The organism is Bradyrhizobium genosp. P (assembly GCF_049949265.1).
Lineage (GTDB): Bacteria > Pseudomonadota > Alphaproteobacteria > Rhizobiales > Xanthobacteraceae > Bradyrhizobium.
In genome coordinates this window covers 716,580-742,534 of the sequence record NZ_CP188195.1, presented here as the reverse complement: position 1 = coordinate 742,534, position 25,955 = coordinate 716,580, and the positions used below count along the sequence as shown (strand labels likewise).

Sequence of the window (25,955 nt, the reverse complement as noted above, 5' to 3'; positions counted from 1 at the left end):
CGCCCCAATTGCGACCTTTCGAAGAAGCCCCTTTGCGTCACCCTGTGACATTGACGAAAAGGGGACGCTCCCTTATAAGCCGCGCAACTGTCCGCGATGGCTCGGTTCTTGACCGGGGGCGGCTCATTGGGGCCGTGAACGGCCCGCTGTGGGCCCGCCAGCATTACCGGACTTCATCTCAACGGACTTTATCTTAATCCAGGCAAACTGCCCGGTCAGCGGAGACTTACCCGTGAAGCGGACTTATCAACCCAGCAAACTGGTGCGCAAGCGCCGTCACGGCTTCCGCGCCCGTCTCGCCACGGCCGGCGGCCGCAAGGTCCTCGCCGCGCGTCGCGCGCGTGGCCGCAAGCGCCTGAGCGCCTGAGCCCGGACGTCTCCTTTCCGGAGATTTTTATGGATCGGCTAAGGCAGCGGGCGGACTTCCTCGCCGTTGCCAATGGCGCGCGGGCGAACAGTGCGGCGTTTGTGCTGCAGCAACTGCGCCGCGACGATGATGGCCCGATCCGTGTCGGCTTCACCGTCACCAAGAAGAATGGTACCGCGACCGAGCGCAATCGCATCCGCCGCCGGCTTCGCGAAGTGGTGAAACGCGTCGATGTCCTATCGATGCGACCGCACCATGATTATGTGCTAGTCGGCCGTCGTGACGCGCTGACCCGTGACTTTGCGACCATGCTTGACGATCTACGGTCGGCGCTGCGCCGCCTCGACCGGCCTGCGCCCGAGGGGCGTCATAAGGCGTCTAACAAGGCGCGTAATCCGAACGGAATGACGAGACCTTAAGAGATGTCCGACAACCGCAATACCATCCTTGCCGTCATTCTGTCCGGGCTTGTCCTGATCGCCTGGCAATACTTCTACAATGTGCCGCAGATGGAGAAGCAGCGCGCCGAGACCAAGCAGACCGAACTGCAGAAGCCGACGCCGCAGCCGACTCCGGGAACTTCCTCGACGCCCGCGCCGACATCGGCCACGCCCGCAGCCGAGGCCCCGGTGGTCAGCCGCGAGACCGTGCTCGCATCCGGCCCGCGCATCAGCATCGAGACCCCCCGCGTCACCGGCAGCATCGCGCTGAAGGGCGCCCGGATCGACGATCTGTCGCTGGTCCAGTTCCGCGAGACCGTCGATCCCAAATCGCCACCGATCGTGCTGTTGTCGCCATCGGGCACGGCGGATCCCTATTACGCCGAGTTCTTGTGGCTTTCGTCCAACGGGGCGGCCGTGACGACCCCGAATGTCGATACGGTCTGGCAGCAAGAGGGCTCAGGCAGCCTGACGCCAACCAGTCCCGTGACGCTGAAATACGATAACGGCAGCGGGCTGATCTTCCGCCGCACTATCGCAATCGACGATCGCTATCTCTTCACCATCAAGGACGAGGTCAACAATCTCGGCACCGCACCGGTGACGCTGTATCCGTTCGCGCTGATCTCGCGCGGCGGCAAACCGCCGGTCTCCGGCTACGCGATCCTGCACGAGGGCCCGATCGGCTATCTCGGCGAACAGGGCTTGCAGGAATACAGCTACAAGAACCTCGACGACAGCAAGATTTCCACCGGTGGAAACTCACGCGGCGTCGTCTTCCAGAAGGTGACCAACGGCTGGCTTGGCATCACCGACAAATACTGGGCTGCGGCCCTTCTGCCGGATACCGATGCGACCCTGGAAACCGCCCGATTTACGACCGGCGACAAGCGCTATCAGGCCGACTACATGCTCGGGCCGCAAACCGTGCCGATCGGCGGCACCGCCGTCGCCAATGCGCGGCTGTTCGCCGGCGCGAAAGAGGCGGCCACGGTCGGCCTCAACTTCCCGCTGGTCGGCTTCGGCGGCTACAACAAGCAGCTCGGCCTCAACCATTTCGATCTCCTGATCGACTGGGGACACTTCTACTTCATCACGAAGCCGATGTTCCTGGCGCTCGACTGGTTCTATCACGTGGTCGGGAATTTCGGCATCGCCATCCTGCTCGTCACCGTCCTCGTGAAGCTGCTGTTCTTCCCGCTCGCCAACAAATCCTACGCCTCGATGGCGAAGATGAAGTCGGTGCAGCCGCAGCTCGCCGCGCTGAAGGAACGCTATCCCGACGACCGGGTGAAGCAGCAGCAGGAGATGATGGAGATCTACAAGAAGGAGAAGATCAACCCGATCGCCGGCTGTCTTCCCGTCGCGCTCCAGATCCCGGTGTTCTTCTCGCTCTACAAGGTGCTGTTCATCACCATCGAAATGCGGCACGCGCCGTTCTTCGGCTGGGTCAAGGACCTCTCGTCGCCGGATCCGACCAATCTGTTCACGCTGTTCGGCCTGCTGCACTACGATCCGACGCAACTTCCGATATTCGGGCACTATCTGGCGATGGGCATCTGGCCGATCATCATGGGCATCACGATGTGGTTCCAGATGAAGCTCAATCCGACGCCGCCGGACCCGACGCAGAAGCTGATCTTCGACTGGATGCCGCTGATCTTCACCTTCATGCTGGCGGGCTTCCCGGCCGGACTCGTGATCTACTGGGCCTGGAACAACACGCTCTCGGTGCTGCAACAAAGCTTCATCATGCGTCGCAACGGGGTGAAGGTGGAACTGTTCGACAATCTGAAGTCGATGTTTCAAAAAAAAAGCGTGACGACTGAGACAAAAAAAGCGTGACGACAGAGATCAGGAGCTCGACTCTCTGATCGCGTCTTCGGCCGAAGCGGTGCCGGACCTCATGGTTCGTGGCGCCGCTTCGCAGCTCCTCACCAGTGAGGGGGGCATATCGCGCCACACCCGTGGCGCAAGGGATTGTGTTGGGGCTTCGCACATGAGTACCGAACCCGACGCGGAGCTGATCGAGGCAGGGCGAAAGCTGTTCGCCGGCGACTGGCGCTTCATCTGGGCCTCGCCCTCGATCGAGACGCTGCCGCCGATGGCAGGGATCGAGGTCGCCTTTGCCGGCCGCTCCAATGTCGGCAAGTCGAGCCTGATCAATGCGCTGACCGGCCGCGGTAACCTGGCGCGCACCTCGCACACGCCGGGCCGTACCCAGGAGCTGATCTTCTTCGAGGGGCCGGAGAGTGCGGACGTCCGCCTCGTCGACATGCCGGGCTATGGCTACGCTTCCGCGCCCAAGGTCAAGGTGGCGTCGTGGACGGCGCTGATACACAAATTCCTGCTCGGACGGGCTACGCTGGCGCGGGTCTATGTGCTGATCGACGCCCGCCACGGCATCAAGGACGTCGATCTCGACGTACTGAAGACGCTGGATAAATCCGCCGTCAGCTATCAAGTGGTGCTGACCAAGGCCGACCAGGTCAAGGCCGGCGAACTGGGCACGACTCTCGCCGACACGTCAGCGGCGCTGGCAAAACACCCCGCGGCATTCCCCGAGGTGCTGGTCACCTCGTCGCGCACCGGTGCCGGGATGCCGGAGCTGCGCGCCGCGATGGTGCGCCTGATCGAAGAGCGGCGCTGATGGCCGGCCTGCATCGCATCCTGATCGGCCTTGCCGCGCTGATGGGCGCCTGTGGCGTGGTGCTGGCGGCAGCCGCAGCCCACCTCGCCGACGCATCGCGGCTCGGCGCCGCCTCCTCGATGCTGCTGTTTCACGCCACCGCCGTGATGGCGACAATTGCCGTCGCCGACCGCGCCATCGTTCATGCGAAGATCGGAACCATCGCCGCGATCGGTTTCGTCATCGCAGCGTCACTATTCGCCGGCGACCTGACGGTCCGCCAATATGCCGGCCACGGATTGTTTCCGATGGCGGCGCCGACCGGCGGAACATTGTTGATCGTGAGCTGGCTGGTGCTGGCAATCGCGGCGATGTGGCCGAAGCGCTGATGAATCCTCTTTCCTTCTCCCACCAGGGGAGAGGGTCAACAGCACTTTGCGCCCTGCCCGGCAATCAGATAGAACCCCGTCCGTCCCTCCGCTGACGACGAGACCCGCTCCATGACCGACCAGCAGATCAGCCCGCTCGATCAGGCCCGTATCCTGTCCGAGGCGCTGCCGCATATGCAGGAATATGACGAGGAGACCATCGTCATTAAATATGGCGGCCATGCGATGGGCGCCGAGGATTCCGCCAAGGCCTTTGCACGCGATATCGTGCTGCTCGAGCAGACCGCGATCAATCCGGTCGTCGTTCACGGCGGCGGGCCGCAGATCGCGACCATGCTGAAACGCCTTGGCATCCAGTCGGAATTCGCCGCCGGCCTGCGCATCACCGACGCCGCGACCATCGAGATCGTCGAGATGGTGCTGGCGGGCTCGGTCAACAAGCAGATCGTCGGCTACATCAATGGGGCCGGCGGCAAGGCCGTGGGCCTCTCCGGCAAGGATGGCAACATGGTGAGGGCGTCGAAGACGACCCGCACCATGGTCGATCCGGATTCCCACATCGAGAAGGCCGTCGATCTCGGCTTCGTCGGCGATCCCGAAAAGGTCGATCTCACGCTGCTCAACCAGCTGATCGGCTATGAACTGATCCCGGTGCTCGCGCCATTGGCGACCTCGAAGGACGGCCAGACCCTGAACGTCAACGCCGACACCTTTGCCGGCGCCATCGCGGGCGCGCTGAAGGCCAAGCGGCTGCTGCTGCTGACCGACGTTCCCGGCGTGCTCGACAAATCCAAGAAGCTGATTCCCGATTTGTCGATCAAGGATGCCCGCAAGCTGATCGCCGACGGCACCATTTCGGGCGGCATGATCCCGAAGGTCGAGACCTGCATCTACGCGCTCGAACAGGGCGTGCAGGGCGTCGTGATCATCGACGGCAAGATGCAGCACGCGGTGCTGCTCGAACTCTTCACCAACCAGGGCACAGGCACGCTGATCCACAAGTGATGGCAGACGCGGCAGCGCGATCCAGGACCGTCACGGCCGGGCATAGCCGTTCGAAGAACGGCGTCGCTTTTGCTCGCCTATGCCCGGCCATCCCTGCGTTGCGCCATCGCCGAAAGACCTCGAATGACGGAGTCACGGCCGGCGCGAAGCGGCCACGCTGGTCGCCGCTCGCGCGGCTCCTGATGGCGCTGCCGGCGGCGGCCGCATCCTGGCTGTTCTCGTCGGCGCCGGCACTTGCCGACCTGAAGCTCTGCAACCGCATGAGCTATGTGGTCGAGGCCGCGATCGGTATCGACGACAAGGCCGCCACCGCAACGCGCGGCTGGTTCCGCATCGATCCCGCGACCTGCCGCGTCGTGGTGCAGGGCGCGTTGACCGCCGATCGCGTGCTATTGAATGCACGCGCGCTCGGCGTCTACGGCGCCTCGCCGATCCCCCAGAACGGCACCGACACGCTCTGCGTCGCGCAGGACAATTTCGTGATCGCCGCCGCGCGGCAATGCCGCGCGGGCCAGACGCCCGCCCAGTTCACCCAGATCACGCCGACGCAAGGCGATGACGGCAACGTTATTGCCTATCTCGCCGAGGACAGTGAATATGATGACGAGCAGGCGCGGCTCGCCGCCATCCAGCGCCTGCTGGTGATCGCGGGCTATGACGCTGCGCCGATCGACGGCGTCGACGGGCCCAAGACGCAAAGCGCGCTGTCGGCATTCCTCAGGAGCCGCGGGCTCGCCAGCGACATCGTGCAGTCACCGACCTTCTTCGCCACCATGATCGATGCCGTGCAGAAGCCATCGTCATCGGGATTGACCTGGTGCAACGACACCCCGCACAAGGTGATGGCCGCGGTCGCGACCGATGACGGCAAAATGGTGACCAGCCGCGGCTGGTATCGCATCGACCCCGGCAAGTGCCTGCATCCGGATGTATCAGGCACGCCGAAACAGATCTACTCGTTCGCCGAAGCCGTCGACGGCGACAACCGCACCATCAAGGTCAAGGACAAGCCGCTGAACTGGGGCGGCCTCACCCGGCTTTGCACCCGGGAGAGCACGTTCGAGATCAACGATCAGGGCGACTGCGCCAACCGCGGCCTCGCCGCTACCGGCTTCGTGCCCGTCGACATGACCAGCGGCGGCAAGACGCTGCGCTTCGCGATGCCGTGATGGGCCTCCTCTTTGCCATGAGAGCATCATGAAAACTCCCCGCGGCTTCGGCCATGTCGACACCTGGGTGTTCGACCTCGACAACACGCTGTACCCGCATCACGTCAACCTGTGGCAGCAGGTCGATGCGCGGATCGGCGAGTTCGTCAGCAACTGGCTGAAGATCACGCCGGAGGAGGCGCGGCGGATCCAGAAGGACTATTACCTGCGCTATGGCACCACGATGCGCGGCATGATGACCGAGCACGGCGTGCGTGCCGATGATTACCTCGCCTATGTGCACAAGATCGACCACTCGCCGCTCGAGCCGAATCCGGCCATGGGGGCTGCGATCGCAGAGCTGCCGGGGCGCAAGCTGATCCTGACCAACGGATCGACCGACCATGTCGATGCGGTGCTGGGCCGGCTCGGCATCACCGATCATTTCGACGGCGTGTTCGATATCATCGCCGCCGATCTCGAACCGAAGCCGGCGCCGCAGACCTATCAGAAATTCCTGAGGCTGCATGACGTCGATCCCACGCGGTCAGCGATGTTCGAGGACCTCGCCCGCAACCTTGTGGTGCCGCACCAGCTCGGCATGACCACCGTGCTGGTCGTGCCCGACGGCAGCCGGGAGGTGGTGCGCGAGACCTGGGAGCTGGAAGGCCGCGACGCCGAACACGTCGACCATGTCACGGACGATTTGACCGGATTTTTGCAGCGGTTGAAGCCCTGATCTCTCCACATGTCGTCCCGGCGCAGCCCGGGACGGCGGCGGAGTTTGCCTTGACTCTGCGCTCCCAAATCCCGAAAAAGCTCTCCAAAGTCCTGTCATAATTCCGCACGCCCAAGGATTGTCCCGATGTCGCTGTCCGCCCTCGAATCCACCGTCAACGTCGCGTTCGACGCCCGCGACGGCGTTTCGACCTCGACCAAGGGCGAGGTCCGCGACGCCGTCGATCACGCGCTGGAGCTGCTCGACAAGGGCGAGGCGCGCGTTGCCGAGCGCGAGGCTGATGGCAAGTGGAAGGTCAATCAGTGGCTGAAGAAGGCGGTGCTGCTCTCGTTCCGCCTCAACGACATGGGCCAGATCGGAGGCGGTCCCGGCAAGGCATCGTGGTGGGACAAGGTGCCCTCGAAGTTCGAGGGCTGGGGCGAGAACCGGTTTCGCGATGCCGGCTTCCGCGCCGTGCCGGGCGCGATCGTGCGCCGCTCGGCCTTCATCGCGCGCAACGTCGTGCTGATGCCCTCCTTCGTCAATCTCGGCGCTTACGTCGATGAGGCGACCATGATCGATACCTGGTCGACCGTCGGCTCCTGCGCCCAGATCGGCAAGCGCGTGCACATCTCCGGCGGCGTCGGCATCGGCGGCGTGCTGGAGCCGCTGCAGGCCGAACCTGTCATCGTCGAGGACGATTGCTTCATCGGTGCGCGCTCGGAAGTGGCTGAGGGCGTGATCGTGCGCAAGGGTGCGGTGCTGGCGATGGGCGTGTTCCTCGGCGCTTCCACCAAGATCGTCGATCGCGAGACCGGCGAGATCTTCATCGGCGAGGTCCCGGAGTACTCCGTCGTGGTCCCGGGCACCCTGCCGCCAAAGCCGATGAAGAACGGCCAGCCCGGTCCGGCCGTCGCCTGCGCCGTGATCGTCAAGCGCGTCGACGAGCGCACCCGTTCCAAGACCAGCATCAACGAGCTGCTGCGGGACTGATCGAACCGGTTTCCACCTCAAATCGACAAAACTCCGGGCCGCGGATGACTTCCGCTACCCGGAGTTTTTCATGAATTGGACCTGGTACCTTTTCAGCTTCGAGGGCCGGATCAACCGCGCCAGATACTGGCTTGCGGGGCTGATCGTCGGCTGCTGGATGCTGTTCCTGGCTGCGCTGGTGATCGGAGCCATCGGCCTGTTCGGCGGCCGCCTGTCATTCGGATTCAACCTCGACGATCTCTTCAGGGCCGTCGATCCCTCGACCTATCGCGCCATCTCGATCCGCAGGCTTCCGGTGGCGCTGATCAAGGCCGCCGGCGCGGTGCTGTTCCTGTGGGTCTACTCCGCGACATCGATCAAGCGGCTGCACGACCGCGACAGGAGCTCAACAGGCCGCGTCCGGCGCAGGGCTGGGATCAGCAGAGCGAGCTCGAAATCGTGCCGCACAAAGCTGGCCCACCTCCGGTGTGGCGTGTTAAGCGGGAGACATGACCGATGCCATCTCGATCACCCGCGATCTCGTCCGCTGCCCGTCCATAACTCCCGCCGATGCGGGCGCACTCGGCGTCCTCGAAAATCTGTTGAAGGCCGCCGGTTTCGACGTCCATCGCGTGACGTTTTCCGAGCCCGGCACCGCCGATGTCGACAATCTCTATGCCCGCATCGGCAGCGAGGCACCGCATATCAGTTTCGCCGGCCATACCGACGTCGTGCCTCCCGGCGATGAATCGGCATGGACGCTGGGCGCCTTCTCCGGCGAGGTGAAAGACGGCTATCTCTACGGCCGCGGCGCGGTCGACATGAAGGGCGGCATCGCCTGCAGCGTCGCCGCGGTGCTGCAATATCTGAAAGCCGATGGCGGCAAGCCAAAGGGTTCGATTTCGTTCCTGATCACCGGCGACGAGGAAGACGTCTCCGTCAACGGCACCGTGAAGCTGTTGAAATGGTGCGCAGAACGCGGCGAAAAATTCGACCATTGCGTGCTCGGCGAGCCCTCGAATGTCGAGGTGCTCGGCGACTGCATCAAGATCGGCCGCCGCGGCTCGCAATCCGGAACGCTCCATGTCGATGGCGTGCAGGGCCACGTCGCCTATCCCCACCGCGCCTCGAACCCGGTGCCTGATATCTCGCGGCTGATCGTCGCGCTGAGCGATGAGCCGCTGGATCACGGCAGCGCGCAATTCCAGGCCAGCAATCTCGAATTCACCTCTGTCGACGTCGGCAATACCGCAGGCAACGTGATCCCGGCCGAGGCGCGCGCGAAATTCAACATCCGCTTCAACGACAACCACACCCAGGAGAGCCTGCGCCAGCTGGTCGACGAGCGCCTGGTAAAGGCCTGCGGCAACCGCATCCGCGCTCATATCGACTGGCAGCCTTCAAATTCCAACGTGTTCGTCACCAAGCCCGGCCCTTTCACCGATCTCGCGGTATCGGCGATCGAGGAGGTGACCGGCAGAAAACCTGAACTCTCTACCTCGGGTGGCACATCGGACGCGCGCTTTATCTCGCGCTACTGCCCGGTGATCGAATTCGGCCTGGTCGGCCAGACCATGCACCAGATCGACGAGCGCACCCCGGTGTCCGATCTGGAGAAGCTGACCAAGGTCTATCGCGGCGTGCTGGACCGGTATTTCAGCTGAGCTCGCAACCGTAGGATGGGTGGAGCCCAGCGATACCCATCATCCCGCCACTGATGCGATGGGTATCGCTTCGCTCCACCCATCCTACGAGAGCGTCCTCGGCGACCCCTAGACAAAAACATCGAAAACAACCCCATGCACAGTAGGGATTGGGGCCGCTAATAATCCACCCGCATCAGATAGAGCCCGTCGGGCGGCGCGACGGGGCCGCAGGCGGCGCGGTTGCGGGCGGCGAGTGCACCAAAGAGATCGTCCGCGCTCCAGCGTCCCTCACCGACCCAGACCAGCGAACCGACCATCGAGCGCACCTGGCTGTGCAGGAACGAGCGCGCTGACGTCACGATGTTGACGGCGTCGCCCTCACGCATGACGTCGAGCTGATCGAGCGTCTTCTCCGGCGACTTCGCCTGGCACTCGGTGTCGCGAAAGGTCGTGAAATCGTGCTTGCCGAGCAGCCGCTGTGCGGCTGCATGCATCGCGTCCGCATCAAGCGCCCGCGGCACCCGCCAGGTGCGGCCGATGTCGAGCGCGAGGTTCGCGCGGGTGTTGGTGATGCGGTAGAGATAGTGTCGCTTTCTCGCCGAGAACCGCGCCTCGAAATCGTCCGGCACGATATCGGCAGCAAGCACGCCGATCGGATGCGGGCGCAGATGTGCGTTCAACCCGTCGCGCAGGCGGCCCGGCGGAAACGGCTTGGCGATGTCGCAATGCGCGACCTGGCCGCGCGCATGCACGCCGGCATCGGTGCGGCCGGCGCCGTGGACGCGAACCTCCTCGCCGCAGATTGCTTTCACCGCGGCTTCCAGCGCGCCCTGCACGGTCGGCGCGTTGTCCTGAATCTGCCAGCCGGAGAACGGCGTGCCGTCATATTCGATGATGAGCTTGTAGCGGGGCATCAATTCAGCCGCGCCGGCGGCTTCAGCGGCGTGCCGCGCAGGAAGTCCGCGGCCTTCATCCGCCCCTTGCCTTCGCGCTGCAGCTCGAGCAGGCGGATCGCATCATCGCCGCAGGCGATTGCGAGATTGTCATCGAGCACATTGCCGGGCGCGCCCGATCCCTCGGTCAATCCGCAGCGCAGGATTTTCAGGCGCACCGGCCCGCCGTCATCAGCCAGCTCGCACCAGGCACCGGGGAATGGCGAAAGGCCATGAATATGCCGCAGCACTGCGTGTGCCGGCTTGCCCCAGTCGATCCGCGCCTCGGTCTTCTCGATCTTGGCGGCGTAGGTGACGCCGTCCTCGCTTTGCTTCTGCAATTGCAACCCGCCACGCTGCAACGCGCCCATGGCGCGGACCATCAGATCGGCGCCGAGCGGCGCCAGCGCATCGTGCAGGTCGGATGCCGTCATGGTGTCCGATATCGCCAGCCGCTCGGCCATCGCGACATCGCCGGTGTCGAGGCCGACGTCCATCTTCATCACCATCACGCCGCTTTCGGCGTCACCGGCCATGATGGCGCGGTTGATCGGCGCGGCGCCGCGCCAGCGCGGCAACAGTGAGGCGTGCAGGTTGAAGCATCCGAGCTTCGGCGCATCGAGGATGGCCTGCGGCAGGATCATGCCATAGGCGACCACGACGGCGGCATCCGCATCGTGGGCGCGGAACTGCTCGAGCGCTTCCGGCGTCCGCAGCGTCTTTGGTGTCAACACGGGAATGCCGAGCCGCCGCGCCTCCTGCTCAACCGGCGTTGGCTGCAGCTGCAGGCCGCGGCGGCCGCCCGGCTTCGGCGCGCGGGTGTAGACGGCGACGACCTCATGGCCGTGCGCCACGAGCTCCAGCAGCGTCGGCACCGCGAAATCGGGCGTGCCCATGAAGATCAGGCGGAGAGGCATGATGCGAACTCGGTGTGTTCCCTCCCCCCTTGCGGGGGAGGGTTAGGGAGAGGGGTAAGCCCCACGATCGGTGCTCGTGGCTACCCCTCTCTCCAGCTCTCCCCCGCAAGGGGGGAGAGGGCCGATCGAGTATGAGGCAGCACTGACGAACGACTTCACTCCGCCGCGCGCTTGGCGGCTTTGGAAAATTTCTTCAGCACGCGGTCGCGCTTCAGCTTCGACAGATAGTCCACGAACAGCACGCCGTTGAGGTGGTCGATCTCGTGCTGGATGCAGGTGGCGTAAAGACCTTCCGCGTCTTCCTCGTGCAGCTTGCCGTCGAAATCGAGGTAGCGCACGCGCACCCGGGCCGGGCGCTCGACCTCCTCGTAATATTCGGGGATCGAAAGGCAGCCCTCTTCGTAGACCGCGAGCTCTTCCGAATGCGAGATGATCTCGGGATTGATGAACACCCGCGGCTGCGGCGTCGTTTCGCCGTTCTCGTCGCGCTTGGCGAGGTCCATGGTGATCAGCCGCAGCGGCTGCGCGACCTGGATCGCCGCGAGCCCAATGCCGGGCGCGTCGTACATGGTCTCGAACATGTCGTCGGCAAGCTTGCGGACCTCCGGCGTCACCTGCCCGACAGGCTTCGACACCAGCCGCAACTGCTTGTCCGGCAGGATGATGATTTCTCTGATGGCCATGCGGGCGATTTAAGCCGCTGATATGCGGGGGTCAATCCGAAGCAAGGCCTGTTAAGGCCGCCTTAACCACGTTTCTTCAGAGATCGCTAACTACGAAAATTAGGCCTGCATTAACCATAAATGTTCCCTTTTCGTTCGAGCCAGTCTGCGAATCGGCTACAACGGCGGCATGAACGAAATCCTTTTCATGATCGGCGAGCTGCCGGTTCGCACCTCTGACGCGCTGATCGCCTTTGGCGCCCTCGCTCTGGTCCTGCTGCTTGTGATCGCCATCGTGATCGCGCGATCGAGCCGCCGCGGTGCGGAACTGGCGATGGCCCAGACGATCCGCGCCGACGAACTGGAGGAGCGGCTTGCCGACGTGCTGCGCGCCCAGAGCGAGGCCTCCGGCCGCGCCGACGCCCAGGCTCAGGCACTGGCCGGCCGCCAGGCTGAGATGGCCCGGGCCGTCAACGAGCGGCTGGATTCGGTGACCCACCGGGTCGGCCAGTCGATGGAAACGTCGACGCGGAACACGATGGACAGCCTGCGCGTGCTGCACGAGCGGCTCGGCATCATCGATCATGCGCACAAGAACCTCAACGAGCTCACCACCCAGGTGACGACGCTGCGCGACGTGCTCGCCAACAAGCAGTCGCGCGGCGCGTTCGGCCAGGCGCGGATGGAGGCGATCGTCCAGGACGGCATGCCGAAGGGCTCCTACGAGTTCCAGCACACGCTCACCACCGGCAAGCGGCCGGACTGCGTAGTGTTCCTGCCCGACCAACGCCCGCTCTGCATCGACGCCAAATTCCCGCTGGAGGCGATGACCGCGCTGCATGACGCACGCAGCGACGAGGAGCGCAAATCGGCCTGCCAGCGGTTGCGCAGCGACGTGCTGAAACATGTCAGCGACATCGCGGAGAAGTATCTGATCCCCGGCGAGACCCAGGATACCGCGCTGATGTTCGTGCCGTCGGAATCGGTCTATGCCGAAATCCATGACGGCTTTGACGATGTGGTCCAGAAGGCCTATCGCGCTCGCGTCGTACTGGTGTCGCCGTCGCTGTTGATGCTCGCGATCCAGGTGATGCAGCAGATACTGAAGGACGCCCGCATCCGCGACGCCGCCGACCAGATCCGCAACGAGGTGATGCATCTCGGCGACGATCTCAGCCGCCTGCGCGACCGCGTGCTGAAGCTGCAGAATCACTTCGGCCAGGTGAACGAGGATGTCAGGCAGATCCTGATCTCCGCCGACAAGATCGAAAAGCGCGCCGGCCGCATCGAGGAGCTGGACTTTAGCAAGTCCGAGGTTCCGGTCGAAGTCCCCCGCTTCGTCAAGAGCGCGACGCCCGAACTGTTTCCCGCCCCGCGCAAGCTGCAGGCAGGGGAGTAGTGGACGCTGACCTCACCACATAATTGCTGTCATCGCCCGGCTTGACCGGGCGACCCAGTATCCCAGAGGCCACAGTTGGGAGCACGCAGCTACTACGTCTACATCCTCGCCAGCCGCATCGGCGGCACACTCTACATCGGCGTGACAAATGATCTCATCCGCCGCGTCGGAGAGCATAAGCTGAAGCTGGTCGAAGGCTTCACCAAGCAATACGACGTCGATCGACTGGTCTATTTCGAGGTCTTTGAAGACATCGAGCAGGCGATTCAGCGCGAAAAGCGGCTGAAGAAATGGCCGCGGGCATGGAAGATTTCCCTGATTGAGAAGGACAATCCGGATTGGGTCGATCTTTATCCGGAGATCGCCGGTGGTGGCGGATAGGTCTCTGGAATACTGGGTCGCCCGGTCCCAGTGCGCGATTGCGCACAAGGCCGGGCGATGACACCGTCTTTTTGACCCGAATCTGCTACCAACAGCCCCATGACCGCACCTGAAGCGACCTCAGAGGCGTCCGCCGAGCCAGTATCGGCACCGCCCCCCGCCTCCTGGCGCGACAGCTTCGCTGTATATCTGCAGCCGCGCGTTTTGATCGTCCTGCTGCTTGGCTTCTCGTCGGGCCTGCCGCTGGCGCTGTCGGGTTCGACGCTGCAGGTGTGGATGAAGGAGGCGGGTGTCGATCTCGGCACCATCGGACTGCTCGCGCTGATCGGTACGCCCTACACGCTGAAATTCCTGTGGGCGCCGCTGGTCGATGCCATGCATGTGCCGCTGTTTACGCAGCGGTTCGGACGCCGCCGCGGCTGGCTGGTTTTCTCGCAACTGCTGCTGATTGCAGCGATCCTCGTGCTTGCGATATCCGACCCCGCGCGATCACCATGGTACGCCGCCTTCGCCGCGCTGCTGGTTGCGACCGCCTCGTCGACGCAGGACATCGTGGTCGACGCCTTCCGCGTCGAGAGCCTGCCTGAAAGCGAGCAGGCCGCAGGCATGGCGTCCTACGTCGCGGCCTACCGCGTCGGGATGCTGGTCTCGACCGCAGGCACGCTGTTCATCGTCAGCGGCTTCGAGCAGACAGGCCTCGCGCGTCCGTCAGCTTGGATGTGGGGCTATGTGGTGATGGCTGCACTGATCCTGATCGGCACGATCACCGCGCTGGCCGCCACCGAGCCCGCGCAATCGAGGGACGCCGAGGTCGCTACCCATGCGCAGACCGCGGCCGAGCGCGTGCTGCTGGCGGCGGCCGGCGCCTTCTCGGAATTCCTGAGCCGCAAGAACGCAATCGCAGCGCTGGCCTTCGTGGTGCTGTTCAAGTTCACCGACGCATTTTCCGGCACCATGACCGCGCCGTTCGTGATCGACATCGGCTTTTCCAAGGTCGACTACGCTGCGATCGTGAAGGGCGTCGGTCTTGCCGCGACCCTGATCGGCGGATTTGCCGGTGGCTTCGTCGCGCGGCGCTATTCGCTCGCAACCAGTCTCTGGATCGGCGGCCTGCTGCAGGCGCTCGCCAATCTGTCGTTCTCCTGGCTCGCGCATGTCGGCGTCAATCAGTGGGCTCTGGCGCTGGCGATCACGGCGGAGAATTTCACCAGCGCGATCGGCACCGTGATCTTCGTCGCCTATCTCTCGGCGCTGTGCCGCAATCCGCTGCACACCGCGACCCAATATGCGCTGCTGACCGCGCTGGCCGCGGTCGGCCGCACCTATCTGTCATCGGGCGCGGGCTATGTGGCGAAGGCCGTGGGCTGGCCGGTGTTCTTCGTGATCTGCGTGCTGGTCGCGATCCCGAGCCTGATCCTGCTCGTCTGGCTGCAGCGGCGCGGACATTTTGACGAGTTGGGACCGGTGAGGGTTTAGCCCGACTCCCGCTTCCCCTTCCCCTTCCCCCTGAAAGGGGGAAGGTCGGGATGGGGGTCAGCCACACACACCGACTTTCGTGGAGAGAAACGATCCCCACCCGCTTTGCTCTGGCGAGCAAAGCGACCTCCCCTTTTCAAGGGGAGGTTAAGACACACGTGCACTCCTACTTCGTCACCACGGTCCACTTGGTGACGACGGCTTCGCTCATCTGGCCGGCGTCCTGCGCGCAGGCGACCTCGTCGACCTTCACCGCGATCTCCTTGCCGGCAAGGCTCCTGAGCTGCGCGGCCTGGCCCTCGCCGGTCGGGACGAGCTGAAAGGTTTCCGGACCGGTCTCGAGATTGCAGAGCCCGTTCGGCGGCGGCAGGCGGCGCGGCTCGCTGGTGATCTGGTAGGTCGGGACGCGCTTGCCCCTTTTGTTGGGATCGCGCACGCGCATGGTGTTGAGTTCCCCGGACAGCACGTCACCGATCTGGATCAGCTTGCCGGCCTTCTGCGGCGTCCCGTCTTGCTGTGCTCGTGCGCCGGGCGCGGCAAACGCCACCGCCAGAATTGCAAAACCCAGAATCGCAAAGCCCCGGCGTACGCCGAATCGATGTTTCGTCATGTCGAGTGATTCCGTATCTGATGTCTTGGCGCGCGACTGACCCGTCCCCGAATCGCGCCCCACCCTATCACATTGTTTAAGCAAGACCTTTTCAGAGCATTGCGGCCATCCAGTGGTTCCGCGAGCCCTTCAGTCTTCCAATGTGCTTCTAGAACAGCGTCCGCTGCCGCATGGCAGCCGATAGCGTACCTTCATCGAGATAATCAAGCTCGCCGCCGACGGGGACGCCATGCGCCAACCGCGTCACCCGGACATTGGCCTCCGACAGCAGGTCGGTAATGTAATGTGCCGTGGTCTGGCCATCGACGGTGGCGTTGAGCGCCAGGATGATCTCGTTGACCTCAGATGCATGCGCGCGCGCCACCAGCGCGTCGATGGTCAAATCCTGCGGGCCGATGCCGTCGAGCGGTGACAGCGTCGCACCCAGCACGTGATAGCGGCCATTGATCGCATTCGCGCGTTCCAGCGCCCAGAGGTCTGCGACATCGGCGACCACGACGATGATCGAGGGATCGCGGCGTGGATCGGTGCACACCGTGCACGGATTCTGCGTGTCGATATTGCCGCAGGTCTTGCAGACCTGGATCTTGTCGATCGCCACCTGCAGCGCTGAGGTCAGCGGCGTCATCAGCGCTTCGCGCTTCTTGATCAGATGCAGCGCCGCACGCCGCGCCGAGCGCGGACCGAGGCCCGGCAGCCGCGCTAATAGCTGGATCAGGCGTTCAATCTCGGGGCCGGCAACGCTTGCAGCCATTTAGGTGAGACCGAGTCCCGGCGGCAGGCCGAGGCCGCCGGTCAGCGCCGACATCTTCTCCTGCATCGCGGCCTCCGCCTTGCGGCGGGCGTCTCCATGCGCGGTGACGAGCAAATCTTCGAGCACCTCGCGCTCCTCCGGCTTCATCAGCGACGGGTCGATCTTGACGCCCTTCACTTCCATCTTCGCGGTCATGCGCACCGCGACGAGTCCGCCGCCGGAAATGCCTTCGACCTCGACATTGCCGAGCTCGTCCTGCATCGCCTGCATCTTGGATTGCAGCTGCGCTGCTTGTTTCATCATACCGAGGAAATCAGCCATGAGTGCGTCCTTGCGTGCGTCCTGGTGACCGGATCAATCGTCGTCGCTGTCGGAAGGCTCAACGGGGTCTTCGCCCGTCAGATCGGCTTCGGGCGGCTCGGCGGCAAGGCGGCGTACCTCGACCACCCGCGTACCGGGGAACCGCGCCAGCACCTCCTGCACGCGCGGATCGGCTTCGGCAGTGCGCTGATGCTCGCTGCGCGCCAGCTCGTTCTGCGATCGCACCGTCGGCTGGCCGGCCGCGTTGGAAATGATCACGGTCCAGCGCCGCCCGGTCCACAGTTCGAGCTTGCGCGAGAGGTCGGTGACAATGCTGCGCGCCGCCTTCGGCTCGAGCGCGATCTCGAGTTGGCCGTCCTCGATGCGGACCAACCGGACATCGGCTTCCAGCGCGCTCTTGGTCAGCACATCGCGCTTTTCGCCGGCGAGCGCGATGAGCTGCGGAAAGCTGGTGACCCGCAGCACCGGCGCCGTGCTGGCGGCCGGCGCCGCCATTTGCGGACGCGCGGCAAGATCGGCGCGCGGCGCGCCCTGCGGCGCGCGGAACGGTGTGGACGGCATCGCTGATGTCGTTGACGTCGGCGCACCCCGAGACGGCGCGGCGCTGCCCGACGCCGCGGGCGCGGCACCGCCGCCATTCTGCTCGATCATCCGGATGACTTCATCCGGCGTCGGCAGATCGGCGACATAGGCGATCCGCACCAGCACCATCTCGGCGGCGGCCGCGGGCCGCGTGTGGGTCTGCACCTCGGTGATGCCCTTGAGCAGCATCTGCCACATCCGCGACAGCACCCGCATCGACAGCTTTGCGGCGAACTCGCGCGCACGCACTCGCTCGGTCTCGCCGAATGCGACGTTGTCAGCGGTGGCCGGCACGACCTTCACGCGGGTGACGAAATTGACGAATTCGGCAAGGTCGGACAGCACGACGACCGGATCGGCGCCAACATCATACTGCGCGCGGAATTCGGAGAAGGCAGCGGCAATATCGCCACGCGCCAGCGAATCGAAGAGATCGATGACGCGGGTACGGTCGGCCAGACCCAGCATCTGCCTGACGGCATCGGCCTTCACGTTGCCCGCGGCATGCGCGATCGCCTGGTCGAACAGCGAGAGCGAATCGCGCACCGAGCCTTCCGCGGCACGCGCGATGATGCCGAGCGCCTCGGGCTCGACCTCGACGTTTTCCTTGGCCGCGATGTTTCCGAGATGCTTCATCAGCACATCGGCTTCCACGCGGCGAAGGTCAAAACGCTGGCAGCGCGACAGCACCGTGATCGGGACCTTGCGGATTTCGGTGGTGGCGAACACGAACTTGGCGTGCTCCGGCGGCTCCTCCAGCGTCTTCAGGAAGGCGTTGAAGGCCGCGGTCGACAGCATGTGGACTTCGTCGATGATGTAGACCTTGTAGCGCGCGCTGGCCGGCGCGTAGCGCACGCTGTCATTGATCTGGCGCACGTCGTCGACGCCGGTGTGGGAGGCGGCGTCCATCTCCAGCACGTCCATGTGCCGGCTTTCCATGATCGCCTGGCAGTGCACGCCGAGGTCGGGCATGTGGATGGTCGGCCCCTTTACCGAGCCATCCGGCTTCTCGTAGTTCAGCGCGCGGGCAAGGATGCGCGCGGTGGTGGTTTTGCCGACCCCGCGAACGCCGGTCAGGATCCAGGCCTGCGGAATTCGCCCGGTCTCGAACGCGTTCGAGACGGTCCGCACCATGGCCTCCTGGCCGATCAGGTGCTCGAAGCTGGACGGGCGGTATTTGCGGGCGAGAACACGGTAGGGCTTTGTGGCATCCGGCGCCCCGCCGAGGCCGAAACCGCTCTGGCCTGCGCCGTCGGATGGATGGGAGGGGTCGCCAGCGTCATTCATGCGTCGATCCGCAACTTGGATGGTCTCTTGGCAGCCGGCTTGCGGATAGAAGCAAAAATCGAGCACTGGCCGCGGGGACCGCCGTTCCAGCGCTATTCGCTCGGAAAAATAGGTAGGAGACTGACGAGCGACCCGATCCGGACCTCGTTAGGGCTGCTTCCTTCCGGACCTGACCCGGTTGGCGAGTGGCTCGTCCACCGCCAATCTCCCGGTCCCTATTTGGGGCCAAAAGAGCCGGAAAGCAAGCGGCCTGACCGTGGTTTGTGGGACTTGTAAGGGAACACGGAAAGGCATTACTTGCGCCTCATGCCCGCCTCCAATTGGACGCTGCATTCGCAGCTCAAGAAAGACACCATCGACATCGGCGACCTGCCGCTGTGCAAGGTGCTGGTCATCAAGGACGCACATTATCCGTGGCTCCTGCTGGTGCCGCGGCGCGACAACGCGGTCGAGATCATCGACCTAGATGAGGTCGAGCAGGCGCAACTGATGACTGAAGTGTCGCGCGTTGCGCGGGCCCTGAAGGACATCACCAAGTGCGACAAGCTGAATATCGCAGCCCTCGGCAATCTGGTCCCGCAGCTTCACGTCCACGTCATCGCCCGTCGCACCAGCGACGTTGCATGGCCGCGTCCCGTTTGGGGCGTGATGCCGCCGCTGGCGCATGACGCCGAGGAAGTGCAAAATTTCATCAGCGCGCTTCGCCGCAAGATCTGGTTGGGTTGAACCTCAATGTCCGCATTCGATTCCTTTCCGCTCGGGCAACCGGCCTTCGTCACCCATGTGCTGGATCGTGCTGCACATCTGCGCAGCAGTGACGAGAAACTGTTCGCGCTCGAAGGCCACCGCGAGGCCCGCGCCTATGTGGTCTATCGCGACTCGCTGGTGGTGAAGCAGGACGACGGCGGCGCCCGCGCACTGCTCTCGCTCGAGGAAGCCCGTGGCTACGGCGCCAATCCCGGAACGATCTTCTTAGGCTTGCGCGACGGCGCGCCGGTGTTCGGCATGGGCATTGCGCCGCAGGCGGCAGAGAAGCTGGTCGGCCGCAGCGACGTCATCGTCAACGAGCTACGCGGCATGGCGATGCAGGGCGTGGTCCCGCCCGAGCAGCTCTCGGCGATCGCGATGGCGAAGTCGATGGTGAGCTGGCACCAGCGCCACGGCTTCTGCGCCAATTGCGGTACGCGTACCGCCATGAAGGACGGCGGCTGGAAGCGCGAATGCCCGAGCTGCAAGGCCGAGCATTTTCCGCGCACCGATCCGGTCGTGATCATGCTTGTCACCCATGGCGACAAGGTGCTGATGGGCCGGCAAAAGCAGTTCCCGCCCGGCATGTACTCCTGCCTCGCCGGCTTCGTCGAAGCCGCCGAGACCATCGAGGACGCGGTGCGCCGCGAGATTTTCGAGGAATCCGGCATCCGCTGCACCGACGTCAATTACTACATGACACAGCCCTGGCCCTATCCGTCATCGCTGATGATCGGCTGCACCGCGCGCGCCACCAACGAGGATATCGTGGTCGACCGCACCGAGCTGGAGGACGCCCGTTGGTTCGACCGCGCGGAAGCGACGCTGATGCTCAAGCGTCAACACCCGGACGGCCTCGCCGGCCCGCATCCATTCGCAATTGCCCATCATCTGGTCGGGCGATGGGTGCACCACGGGGACGCCTCGGGCAAATAGCGGGAACCGGACATGGCGCTATCGATTAACCCGGGATACCTGTTCCGCAGGTCGGCGGAACCATCATGACGGATCCCCGAATGAATTTTCAGACCGGCGCCCCGAAGATCCCGCCCCGTATCCTCTGCATCGGCCTGCCGGTGCGCGACCTGACCTTCCGCGTCAACGTTCCATCGCGCGGCTCCAAGGAGAATGCCACCCATTTCGACGAGATCTGCGGCGGCAACGCCCTGAACGCAGCCATCGGCATCGCCCGGCTCGGTGGCCGCGCCTCGATCTGCGGGCCGATGGGCGATTCGCGGGAAACCTCGAGCCGCTTCATCTTCGACAAGCTCGCGGAAGAGGGCATCGAGACTAACCATCTCATCCACATGCCGAACCTGGTGACGCCGATCTCGGCCATCATGATCGACGAGAGCGGCGAGCGCACCATCGTCACCTTCCGCGATCCGGAGCTCTGGAAGGTGAAGCTGCCGCCGACCGAGCTGTTGCTGGAGGATTGCGCGGCGATCCTGACCGAGAGCCGTTGCGCGCCGTTCTGCACCGAGCTTTGTGCCGAGGCCGTCAAGCGCGGCATTCCCGTGGTCGTCGACGTCGACCGCGCCATGTCGATGCGGGAAGGGTTGCTGACCGCCTCCTCGCACCTCGTGTTCTCCAGCGAGCCGCTGCAGGAGACCGCCGACGTCACCGACGACGGCCAGGCGCTGCAAAAGCTCGCCAAGCTTACCCCCTCTTTCCTGGCCGGGACGCGCGGGCCAAAGGGCACGATCTGGCTTAACGAGAAGGGTGAGCTGGAGGAGACCGAGGCCTTCCCGGTCCATACCGTCGATACGCTCGGGGCCGGCGATGTCTTCCACGGGGCATTCGCGCTCGCCATCACCGAGCAGCAGGAGCTGCGGCAGGCGCTCCGGTTCGCCTCGGCCGCAGCAGCGCTGAAATGCACCCGTTTCGGAGGTGCTTATGCCGCACCGCAACGTGCTGAAGTTGAAGAATTTTTAAGCCAACATTTGGAAGCGCGGCCGGCCTAGCCGATCGAGATCCGCTTGCGCGAGAAGATTTTTCTCTATATGAGAGATATCAACCTCTCATATGGAACTTTCTTCTATGACCGACGTCGCCATCCCGCTCCACGACAACAACCGCCGCCTCGACGCCATCGATCGCAAGATCCTGACCGTCCTGCAGGAGGATGCCTCGCTGTCCGTTGCGGAGATCGGCGACCGGGTCGGACTGTCGTCAACGCCGTGCTGGAAGCGCATCCAGCGGCTGGAAGCCGATGGCGTGATCCTGCGCCGGGTGGCACTCGTCGACCAGAACAAGATCGGGCTCGGGATTTCCGTGTTCGTCTCGGTCGAGAGCGCCGACCATTCGGAAGCCTGGTTGCGCAAATTCGCCGACGCCGTCAGCGCCATGCCCGAGGTGATGGAGTTCTACCGGATGGCCGGCGACGTCGACTACATGCTCCGCGTCGTGGTCGCCGATATGCAGGCCTATGATGTCTTCTACAAGAAGCTGATCTCCGCCGTGCCGCTGAAGAACGTCACCTCGCGCTTCGCGATGGAGAAGATCAAGTCCGTCACCGCGCTGCCGGTGCCGGCGGCATAATCGACGACGCCGCATTCCATCCGCTGTCATCGCCCGCGAAAGCGGGCGATCCAGTATTCCAGAGACAGTCGCCTTGAATCGAGAGGTCCCGGCGTACTGGATCACCCGCATGCGCGGGTGATGACACCGTTCTTCGCGGCAAGCACCGCACGTCAAATCTTCTGATTGTACTCGCCGACCTCGGGATGGGTACGCAGCACCGAATCCATCGCCTCGAACATGTCGTGCATGCGCTGTTTGCTGACGGGGCTTTCGACCACGACCACCAGCTCGGGCTTGTTCGATGACGCGCGCACCAGGCCCCAGCTGCCATCCTCGGCCGTGACGCGTACGCCGTTGACGGTGACGAGATCGCGGATCGATTGGCCCGCGACCTTGTCGCCTTGCTGCTGCAGCGTCTCGAAGTGCTTCACCACGGCGTCGACGACGCCATACTTCGTCTCATCGGCGCAATGCGGCGACATCGTCGGCGACGACCAGGTCTTCGGCAGCGCGTCTTTCAGATCGGCCATCGACTTGCCGGGGGCGCGGTCGAGCATCTCGCAGATCGCGATCGCCGAGACCAGCCCGTCGTCATAGCCGCGGCCGAACGGCTTGTTGAAAAAGAAGTGGCCGGATTTTTCGAAGCCGGCGAGCGCGCCGAGCTCGTTGGTACGGCGCTTCATGTAGGAATGGCCGGTCTTCCAGTAGACCGTCTTGGCACCCTGCTTCTGCAACACCGGGTCGGTCACGAACAGCCCCGTCGATTTCACGTCGACGACGAATTGCGCATCCTTGTGGATCGCCGACATGTCGCGCGCCAGCATCACACCGACCTTGTCGGCGAAGATCTCCTCACCGGTATTGTCGACCACGCCGCAGCGATCGCCGTCGCCGTCGAAGCCGAGGCCGACATCGGCCTTGTGCGCCAGCACCGCATCGCGGATCGCGTGCAGCATTTCCATGTCTTCGGGATTCGGATTGTATTTCGGGAAGGTGTGATCGAGCTCGGTATCAAGCGGGATCACCTCGCAGCCGATTGCTTCCATCACCTGCGGCGCGAACGCGCCGGCGGTGCCGTTGCCGCACGCCACCACGACCTTCAGCTTGCGCTTCAGCTTCGGCCGGTCGGTGAGGTCGGCGATGTAGCGCGCCGGATAATTCTCGTGGAACTGATAGGAGCCGCCGGCCTTGTTCTTGAACTCGGCGTTGAGCACGATCTGTTTCAGCCGCGTCATCTCGTCGGGACCGAAGGTGAGCGGACGATTGGCGCCCATCTTCACGCCGGTCCAGCCATTGTCGTTATGCGACGCGGTGACCATCGCAACACAGGGCACATCGAGATCGAATTGCGCGAAGTATGACATCGGCGTGACCGCGAGGCCGATGTCGTGCACCGTGCAGCCCGCCGCCATCAGGCCCGAGATCAGCGCATATTTGATCGAGGCCGAATAACCGCGGAAATCATGGCCGGTGACGATCTCCTGCTTGACGCCGAGCTCCGTGATCAGTGCGCCGAGCCCCATGCCCAGCGCCTGCACGCCCATCAAATTGATTTCCTTGTTGAACAGCCAGCGCGCGTCATATTCGCGAAACCCGGTCGGTTTCACCATCGGCTCGGATTCGAAGGCATAGGTATTCGGAACCAGCGCGGATTTCGGCTTCGGAAACATGGATCGGCCTTATCGTCGGGTGCGGAAGGACATCGCCGCAGCCTTAGCGAATGCCGGCCTTGAGCGAAAGATGAGACTGACAGCGGGTGGCCGATAATTACGGCAGAATTGGCGGCGAGAAGGTCAACCGCGAAGGGACCCGACAAGGCGTCGGATCTTACTGCTCCAGCACCAGCTTGCCGTTGGCGTATTCGAAGCGCTTCAGCTTCGACAGGAAAGACAGGCCGAGCAGGTTCTCGGAGAGCGCTTCATCCGGCAGCACCAGGGCGTCGACGTCGCGCACGATCAGGCCGCCGAGTTCGATCATGGCGATATGGGTGCGTGCGGCCTTGATGGTGCCGTTCGCCGTTGTCACGCGCGAGGTGTAATCGCCGGGCGTCGGGCGCACGCCGAAACGTGCGGCGGCCGTCTCGTTCAGCGCAACCAGCGAGGCGCCGGTGTCGACCATGAAGTCGATACGTTGGCCGTCGATGCGGCCGTCGGTCGCGAAGTGGCCGCGCGGGTCCTGCGGAATGCTGAGGGTACGGGCATTGGCCTGCACGGGTGTGACGGCCGGGACCACGCTCTTTGGCGCGGTGGTCGCGGAGGCGGGCGTCATCTTGCTCGCCATCTGAGCCATGAAGGTGCCCAGCCCGATCATGATGGCCGCGAAGATCATCAGGTTACGCATGACGCCACACTCGAAAGCCGAATACGCAATTTGACCACGCCGGACGCCCTGCGGCGAGCGATGCCGCGGGCACGAGCCTGCCATTTTGACGAAAAGGATGAGCGAAGGGTTAATGCCGGCCAGCGAGAGCCCGCTTGAGGGGCCGAACCACATCGGCCCGCTCGTCCAGGACGCTTCGCGGGCCGCCTCAGGCGGTCTTCGCCACCGGGCTCGGCATCGCCGAGCGCAGCACGTAATAGACCACGCCCGCGATGCCAACACCGAAGAACCAGCCATAGACCGCCCACCAGGAGGGCAGAATCGAGGTGAAGTTCGGCAGAATCGACGAGAACAGCGCGCCGATGGCCGCCGCGATCAGCGCGCTGACATTCCAGCCGCCCTGGAAGCGGTATTCACCATCTTCCTGATACAGGGCCGGCACATTTATCCGGCCCTTCGCGATCAAATAATAGTCGACCATCATGATGCCGAAGATCGGCCCCATGGTCGCGCCGATCAGCCCGACGAACGCGGCGGCGTTGCCTTCCCAGGGCGCGAAGGGATAGAGCGCCAGCGCGATCAGCGCCGCGATGTAACCCCCCTTCTTGAAGTCGATATGCCTGGGAAAGACGTTCGAGAAATCGAACGCCGGCGAGACGAAATTGGCGACCACGTTGATGCCGAGCGTCGCGACCGCAAAGGTAACAGCCGCGAGCAGCGCCAGGAACCAGCTGTCGAACTTTGCCGAGATCTGGTCGGGATGCAGCAGCACTTCATGATAGACGTTGAACGCCGCAATCGTCGTGACGCCAGCCACCAGCGAGAACAGGATCAGATTGACCGGCAGGCCCCAGATGTTGCCCTTGCGCACGGCGGCCGGGTCCGGCGCGTAGCGCGAGAAGTCGCAGAAGTTCAAATAGAGCGCGGCAAAATAGGTGATCCAGGTCGCAGCAACCGCGCAGAGCGCAGCGAATGTGCCCGGCTCGCCCGGCACGCCGGCTTCCTTGGTCTTCTCGAGCAGTACGTCCTGCGGAATCGACGCGGTCAGCGAGATGCCGCCGGCCTGGACGCAGAGATAGATCCCGAGGACCAGCATCATCAGCCACACGGCGGGGCCCGCCCAGTCCTGGAAGCGGCGCACCGTCTCCATGCCACGCTGGATGATCAGCAGTTGCAGCGCCCAGATCACGACGAAGCAAATCACTTCGAGACCCGAGTGGCCCAGCACGTGCGCGGACTGATGAAAGGACTTGAACGAGTCCATGCGCGTCAGCAGCGCGACGATCGCGCCGGAGGCGGCCGCGGTCTGCGCGCCATACCAGAAGCAGGCGACGATGGCGCGCACCAGCGCCGGGATGTTGGCGCCCCACACTCCGAACGACGCGCGCGCGAGCACCGGATAGGGCACGCCGGTCCTGACGCCGGCATTACCGACCAGGCTCATCAGGAAGTAGATCACCAGCGAACCGACGCCGATCGCCAGAATGAAGTTGACGAAGCTGCCGCAGAGCAGGAACAGGCTGGCGGCGAGATAATAGCCCCACAGGCTATGGACGTCCGAAGTCCAGACGTTGAAGATGCTGAAGGCGCCCCAGTTGCGTTCCTTCGCGGGCGCCAAATCCTCATTGTAAAGCGACGGCGATGCGTTCTTGATCTCCAGGTTCTTGAAGTCCAGGTCCTTGAAGTCCAAGGCAGCCTCCCCAAAGTGCGAGCCCGTGATCCCTGAACAAA

Annotated in this window: 27 protein-coding genes, 1 other RNA gene and 1 pseudogene; 18 read left to right on the top strand and 11 right to left on the bottom strand. The window is 64.1% G+C overall.

All coding sequences use genetic code 11. The annotated features are described in order from the left end of the window. The first annotated feature begins 232 nt into the window (after window positions 1-232). The 11 genes and pseudogenes from rpmH (at window position 233) to dapE (ending at window position 9,332) form a co-directional block, all read left to right on the top strand. Window positions 233-367: a 50S ribosomal protein L34 gene (rpmH, locus tag ACP2YO_RS03615; protein WP_008542748.1), complete on the top strand. Its 135-nt coding sequence runs from the start codon at window positions 233-235 to the stop codon at window positions 365-367. Window positions 368-396: 29 nt separating this feature from the next. Continuing rightward, window positions 397-786, top strand: a complete 390-nt coding sequence (gene rnpA / locus ACP2YO_RS03610; RefSeq protein ID WP_426439138.1) for a ribonuclease P protein component — start codon at window positions 397-399, stop codon at window positions 784-786. A 3-nt stretch (window positions 787-789) separates the two neighbouring features. Then, entirely contained in the window at window positions 790-2,652 is a 1,863-nt protein-coding gene (gene yidC, locus ACP2YO_RS03605; protein WP_426439136.1) for a membrane protein insertase YidC, read from the top strand. A 154-nt stretch (window positions 2,653-2,806) separates the two neighbouring features. Next, entirely contained in the window at window positions 2,807-3,457 is a 651-nt protein-coding gene (gene yihA, locus ACP2YO_RS03600) for a ribosome biogenesis GTP-binding protein YihA/YsxC (protein WP_426439134.1), read from the top strand. Beyond that, the gene (locus ACP2YO_RS03595) at window positions 3,457-3,825 is read left to right on the top strand and encodes a DUF423 domain-containing protein (RefSeq protein WP_426439132.1); all 369 of its coding nucleotides are present in this window, start codon (window positions 3,457-3,459) and stop codon (window positions 3,823-3,825) included. The genes yihA and ACP2YO_RS03595 overlap by 1 nt, the downstream gene beginning before the upstream one ends. Window positions 3,826-3,936: 111 nt before the next feature. After that, entirely contained in the window at window positions 3,937-4,830 is an 894-nt protein-coding gene (gene argB, locus ACP2YO_RS03590) for an acetylglutamate kinase (RefSeq protein ID WP_426439130.1), read from the top strand. A gap of 182 nt (window positions 4,831-5,012) precedes the next feature. Beyond that, entirely contained in the window at window positions 5,013-5,999 is a 987-nt protein-coding gene (locus ACP2YO_RS03585; RefSeq protein ID WP_426443049.1) for a DUF1036 domain-containing protein, read from the top strand. Window positions 6,000-6,024: 25 nt separating this feature from the next. Further along, complete coding sequence (locus tag ACP2YO_RS03580) at window positions 6,025-6,717, top strand: pyrimidine 5'-nucleotidase (RefSeq protein WP_426443048.1); 693 nt, start codon at window positions 6,025-6,027, stop codon at window positions 6,715-6,717. Window positions 6,718-6,843: 126 nt separating this feature from the next. Continuing rightward, entirely contained in the window at window positions 6,844-7,689 is an 846-nt protein-coding gene (dapD, locus tag ACP2YO_RS03575; RefSeq protein ID WP_426439128.1) for a 2,3,4,5-tetrahydropyridine-2,6-dicarboxylate N-succinyltransferase, read from the top strand. A 70-nt stretch (window positions 7,690-7,759) separates the two neighbouring features. Continuing rightward, window positions 7,760-8,017: pseudogene (locus tag ACP2YO_RS03570) on the top strand (DUF805 domain-containing protein); the annotation flags it as partial. Window positions 8,018-8,177: 160 nt separating this feature from the next. Further along, the gene (gene dapE / locus ACP2YO_RS03565; RefSeq protein ID WP_426439126.1) at window positions 8,178-9,332 is read left to right on the top strand and encodes a succinyl-diaminopimelate desuccinylase; all 1,155 of its coding nucleotides are present in this window, start codon (window positions 8,178-8,180) and stop codon (window positions 9,330-9,332) included. Window positions 9,333-9,490: 158 nt separating this feature from the next. Here the strand turns inward: dapE and truA are convergent, their stop codons facing one another. From truA to def, 3 genes are all read right to left on the bottom strand, one after another. Then, window positions 9,491-10,228, bottom strand: coding sequence for a tRNA pseudouridine(38-40) synthase TruA (gene truA / locus ACP2YO_RS03560; RefSeq protein WP_426439124.1), 738 nt, complete (start codon window positions 10,226-10,228; stop codon window positions 9,491-9,493). Further along, window positions 10,228-11,163: a methionyl-tRNA formyltransferase gene (fmt, locus tag ACP2YO_RS03555; RefSeq protein ID WP_426439122.1), complete on the bottom strand. Its 936-nt coding sequence runs from the start codon at window positions 11,161-11,163 to the stop codon at window positions 10,228-10,230. The genes truA and fmt overlap by 1 nt, the downstream gene beginning before the upstream one ends. A 155-nt stretch (window positions 11,164-11,318) precedes the next feature. Continuing rightward, window positions 11,319-11,846 carry a peptide deformylase gene (gene def, locus ACP2YO_RS03550; RefSeq protein WP_426439120.1) on the bottom strand — a complete coding sequence of 176 codons (528 nt, stop codon included), beginning with the start codon at window positions 11,844-11,846 and terminating at the stop codon, window positions 11,319-11,321. Between the two features lie 169 nt (window positions 11,847-12,015). Between def and ACP2YO_RS03545 the strand changes: the two genes are divergently transcribed. From ACP2YO_RS03545 to ACP2YO_RS03535, 3 genes are all read left to right on the top strand, one after another. Further along, the gene (locus ACP2YO_RS03545) at window positions 12,016-13,224 is read left to right on the top strand and encodes a DNA recombination protein RmuC (RefSeq protein WP_426439118.1); all 1,209 of its coding nucleotides are present in this window, start codon (window positions 12,016-12,018) and stop codon (window positions 13,222-13,224) included. Window positions 13,225-13,299: 75 nt separating this feature from the next. Continuing rightward, on the top strand, window positions 13,300-13,605 hold the full coding sequence (locus ACP2YO_RS03540; protein WP_426439116.1) for a GIY-YIG nuclease family protein: 306 nt from the start codon (window positions 13,300-13,302) through the stop codon (window positions 13,603-13,605). A 99-nt stretch (window positions 13,606-13,704) separates the two neighbouring features. Then, window positions 13,705-15,081, top strand: coding sequence for an AmpG family muropeptide MFS transporter (locus tag ACP2YO_RS03535; RefSeq protein WP_426439114.1), 1,377 nt, complete (start codon window positions 13,705-13,707; stop codon window positions 15,079-15,081). Between the two features lie 166 nt (window positions 15,082-15,247). Here the strand turns inward: ACP2YO_RS03535 and ACP2YO_RS03530 are convergent, their stop codons facing one another. The 5 genes from ACP2YO_RS03530 to ffs all read right to left on the bottom strand — a co-directional run bounded on the left by ACP2YO_RS03530 (window position 15,248) and on the right by ffs (window position 18,844). Beyond that, window positions 15,248-15,691 carry a hypothetical protein gene (locus ACP2YO_RS03530; protein ID WP_426439112.1) on the bottom strand — a complete coding sequence of 148 codons (444 nt, stop codon included), beginning with the start codon at window positions 15,689-15,691 and terminating at the stop codon, window positions 15,248-15,250. 148 nt (window positions 15,692-15,839) lie between these two features. Next, on the bottom strand, window positions 15,840-16,445 hold the full coding sequence (gene recR / locus ACP2YO_RS03525; protein ID WP_426439110.1) for a recombination mediator RecR: 606 nt from the start codon (window positions 16,443-16,445) through the stop codon (window positions 15,840-15,842). Further along, complete coding sequence (locus ACP2YO_RS03520; protein ID WP_426439108.1) at window positions 16,446-16,766, bottom strand: YbaB/EbfC family nucleoid-associated protein; 321 nt, start codon at window positions 16,764-16,766, stop codon at window positions 16,446-16,448. A 33-nt stretch (window positions 16,767-16,799) separates the two neighbouring features. Beyond that, a complete protein-coding gene (locus ACP2YO_RS03515; RefSeq protein WP_426439106.1) occupies window positions 16,800-18,635 on the bottom strand; it encodes a DNA polymerase III subunit gamma/tau in 1,836 nt (611 codons plus the stop codon). Window positions 18,636-18,747: 112 nt separating this feature from the next. Next, an RNA gene (ffs, locus tag ACP2YO_RS03510) (signal recognition particle sRNA small type) lies at window positions 18,748-18,844 on the bottom strand. A gap of 97 nt (window positions 18,845-18,941) precedes the next feature. On the opposite strand from ffs, the gene ACP2YO_RS03505 reads away from it, so the two are divergent. The 4 genes from ACP2YO_RS03505 to ACP2YO_RS03490 all read left to right on the top strand — a co-directional run bounded on the left by ACP2YO_RS03505 (window position 18,942) and on the right by ACP2YO_RS03490 (window position 21,923). Further along, a complete protein-coding gene (locus ACP2YO_RS03505) occupies window positions 18,942-19,361 on the top strand; it encodes an HIT domain-containing protein (RefSeq protein ID WP_426443047.1) in 420 nt (139 codons plus the stop codon). A 6-nt stretch (window positions 19,362-19,367) separates the two neighbouring features. After that, window positions 19,368-20,318, top strand: a complete 951-nt coding sequence (nudC, locus tag ACP2YO_RS03500; RefSeq protein ID WP_426439104.1) for an NAD(+) diphosphatase — start codon at window positions 19,368-19,370, stop codon at window positions 20,316-20,318. An 80-nt stretch (window positions 20,319-20,398) separates the two neighbouring features. Beyond that, a complete protein-coding gene (locus tag ACP2YO_RS03495) occupies window positions 20,399-21,346 on the top strand; it encodes a sugar kinase (protein ID WP_426439102.1) in 948 nt (315 codons plus the stop codon). Between the two features lie 76 nt (window positions 21,347-21,422). After that, window positions 21,423-21,923, top strand: coding sequence for an Lrp/AsnC family transcriptional regulator (locus tag ACP2YO_RS03490; RefSeq protein ID WP_426439100.1), 501 nt, complete (start codon window positions 21,423-21,425; stop codon window positions 21,921-21,923). A 152-nt stretch (window positions 21,924-22,075) separates the two neighbouring features. Here ACP2YO_RS03490 and ACP2YO_RS03485 read toward each other — a convergent pair whose 3' ends face one another. The 3 genes from ACP2YO_RS03485 to ACP2YO_RS03475 form a co-directional block, all read right to left on the bottom strand. Continuing rightward, the gene (locus ACP2YO_RS03485; RefSeq protein WP_426439098.1) at window positions 22,076-23,575 is read right to left on the bottom strand and encodes a phosphomannomutase/phosphoglucomutase; all 1,500 of its coding nucleotides are present in this window, start codon (window positions 23,573-23,575) and stop codon (window positions 22,076-22,078) included. A gap of 157 nt (window positions 23,576-23,732) precedes the next feature. Then, the gene (locus tag ACP2YO_RS03480; RefSeq protein ID WP_426439096.1) at window positions 23,733-24,245 is read right to left on the bottom strand and encodes a TIGR02281 family clan AA aspartic protease; all 513 of its coding nucleotides are present in this window, start codon (window positions 24,243-24,245) and stop codon (window positions 23,733-23,735) included. Between the two features lie 187 nt (window positions 24,246-24,432). Then, window positions 24,433-25,884, bottom strand: coding sequence for an NCS1 family nucleobase:cation symporter-1 (locus tag ACP2YO_RS03475; RefSeq protein ID WP_426443046.1), 1,452 nt, complete (start codon window positions 25,882-25,884; stop codon window positions 24,433-24,435). Window positions 25,885-25,955 lie beyond the last annotated feature (71 nt).

What these genes read in the sequence shown, in the direction of transcription:
- rnpA (WP_426439138.1), top strand. Translation starts at nt 397, where the DNA reads ATGGATCGGCTAAGGCAGCGGGCGGACTTCCTCGCCGTTGCCAATGGC.
- yidC (WP_426439136.1), top strand. Translation starts at nt 790, where the DNA reads ATGTCCGACAACCGCAATACCATCCTTGCCGTCATTCTGTCCGGGCTT.
- yihA (WP_426439134.1), top strand. Translation starts at nt 2,807, where the DNA reads ATGAGTACCGAACCCGACGCGGAGCTGATCGAGGCAGGGCGAAAGCTG.
- ACP2YO_RS03595 (WP_426439132.1), top strand. Translation starts at nt 3,457, where the DNA reads ATGGCCGGCCTGCATCGCATCCTGATCGGCCTTGCCGCGCTGATGGGC.
- argB (WP_426439130.1), top strand. Translation starts at nt 3,937, where the DNA reads ATGACCGACCAGCAGATCAGCCCGCTCGATCAGGCCCGTATCCTGTCC.
- ACP2YO_RS03585 (WP_426443049.1), top strand. Translation starts at nt 5,013, where the DNA reads ATGGCGCTGCCGGCGGCGGCCGCATCCTGGCTGTTCTCGTCGGCGCCG.
- dapD (WP_426439128.1), top strand. Translation starts at nt 6,844, where the DNA reads ATGTCGCTGTCCGCCCTCGAATCCACCGTCAACGTCGCGTTCGACGCC.
- dapE (WP_426439126.1), top strand. Translation starts at nt 8,178, where the DNA reads ATGACCGATGCCATCTCGATCACCCGCGATCTCGTCCGCTGCCCGTCC.
- truA (WP_426439124.1), bottom strand. Translation starts at nt 10,228, where the DNA reads ATGCCCCGCTACAAGCTCATCATCGAATATGACGGCACGCCGTTCTCC.
- fmt (WP_426439122.1), bottom strand. Translation starts at nt 11,163, where the DNA reads ATGCCTCTCCGCCTGATCTTCATGGGCACGCCCGATTTCGCGGTGCCG.
- def (WP_426439120.1), bottom strand. Translation starts at nt 11,846, where the DNA reads ATGGCCATCAGAGAAATCATCATCCTGCCGGACAAGCAGTTGCGGCTG.
- ACP2YO_RS03545 (WP_426439118.1), top strand. Translation starts at nt 12,016, where the DNA reads ATGAACGAAATCCTTTTCATGATCGGCGAGCTGCCGGTTCGCACCTCT.
- ACP2YO_RS03535 (WP_426439114.1), top strand. Translation starts at nt 13,705, where the DNA reads ATGACCGCACCTGAAGCGACCTCAGAGGCGTCCGCCGAGCCAGTATCG.
- ACP2YO_RS03530 (WP_426439112.1), bottom strand. Translation starts at nt 15,691, where the DNA reads ATGACGAAACATCGATTCGGCGTACGCCGGGGCTTTGCGATTCTGGGT.
- recR (WP_426439110.1), bottom strand. Translation starts at nt 16,445, where the DNA reads ATGGCTGCAAGCGTTGCCGGCCCCGAGATTGAACGCCTGATCCAGCTA.
- ACP2YO_RS03520 (WP_426439108.1), bottom strand. Translation starts at nt 16,766, where the DNA reads ATGGCTGATTTCCTCGGTATGATGAAACAAGCAGCGCAGCTGCAATCC.
- ACP2YO_RS03515 (WP_426439106.1), bottom strand. Translation starts at nt 18,635, where the DNA reads ATGAATGACGCTGGCGACCCCTCCCATCCATCCGACGGCGCAGGCCAG.
- ACP2YO_RS03505 (WP_426443047.1), top strand. Translation starts at nt 18,942, where the DNA reads ATGCCCGCCTCCAATTGGACGCTGCATTCGCAGCTCAAGAAAGACACC.
- nudC (WP_426439104.1), top strand. Translation starts at nt 19,368, where the DNA reads ATGTCCGCATTCGATTCCTTTCCGCTCGGGCAACCGGCCTTCGTCACC.
- ACP2YO_RS03495 (WP_426439102.1), top strand. Translation starts at nt 20,399, where the DNA reads ATGAATTTTCAGACCGGCGCCCCGAAGATCCCGCCCCGTATCCTCTGC.
- ACP2YO_RS03490 (WP_426439100.1), top strand. Translation starts at nt 21,423, where the DNA reads ATGACCGACGTCGCCATCCCGCTCCACGACAACAACCGCCGCCTCGAC.
- ACP2YO_RS03485 (WP_426439098.1), bottom strand. Translation starts at nt 23,575, where the DNA reads ATGTTTCCGAAGCCGAAATCCGCGCTGGTTCCGAATACCTATGCCTTC.
- ACP2YO_RS03480 (WP_426439096.1), bottom strand. Translation starts at nt 24,245, where the DNA reads ATGCGTAACCTGATGATCTTCGCGGCCATCATGATCGGGCTGGGCACC.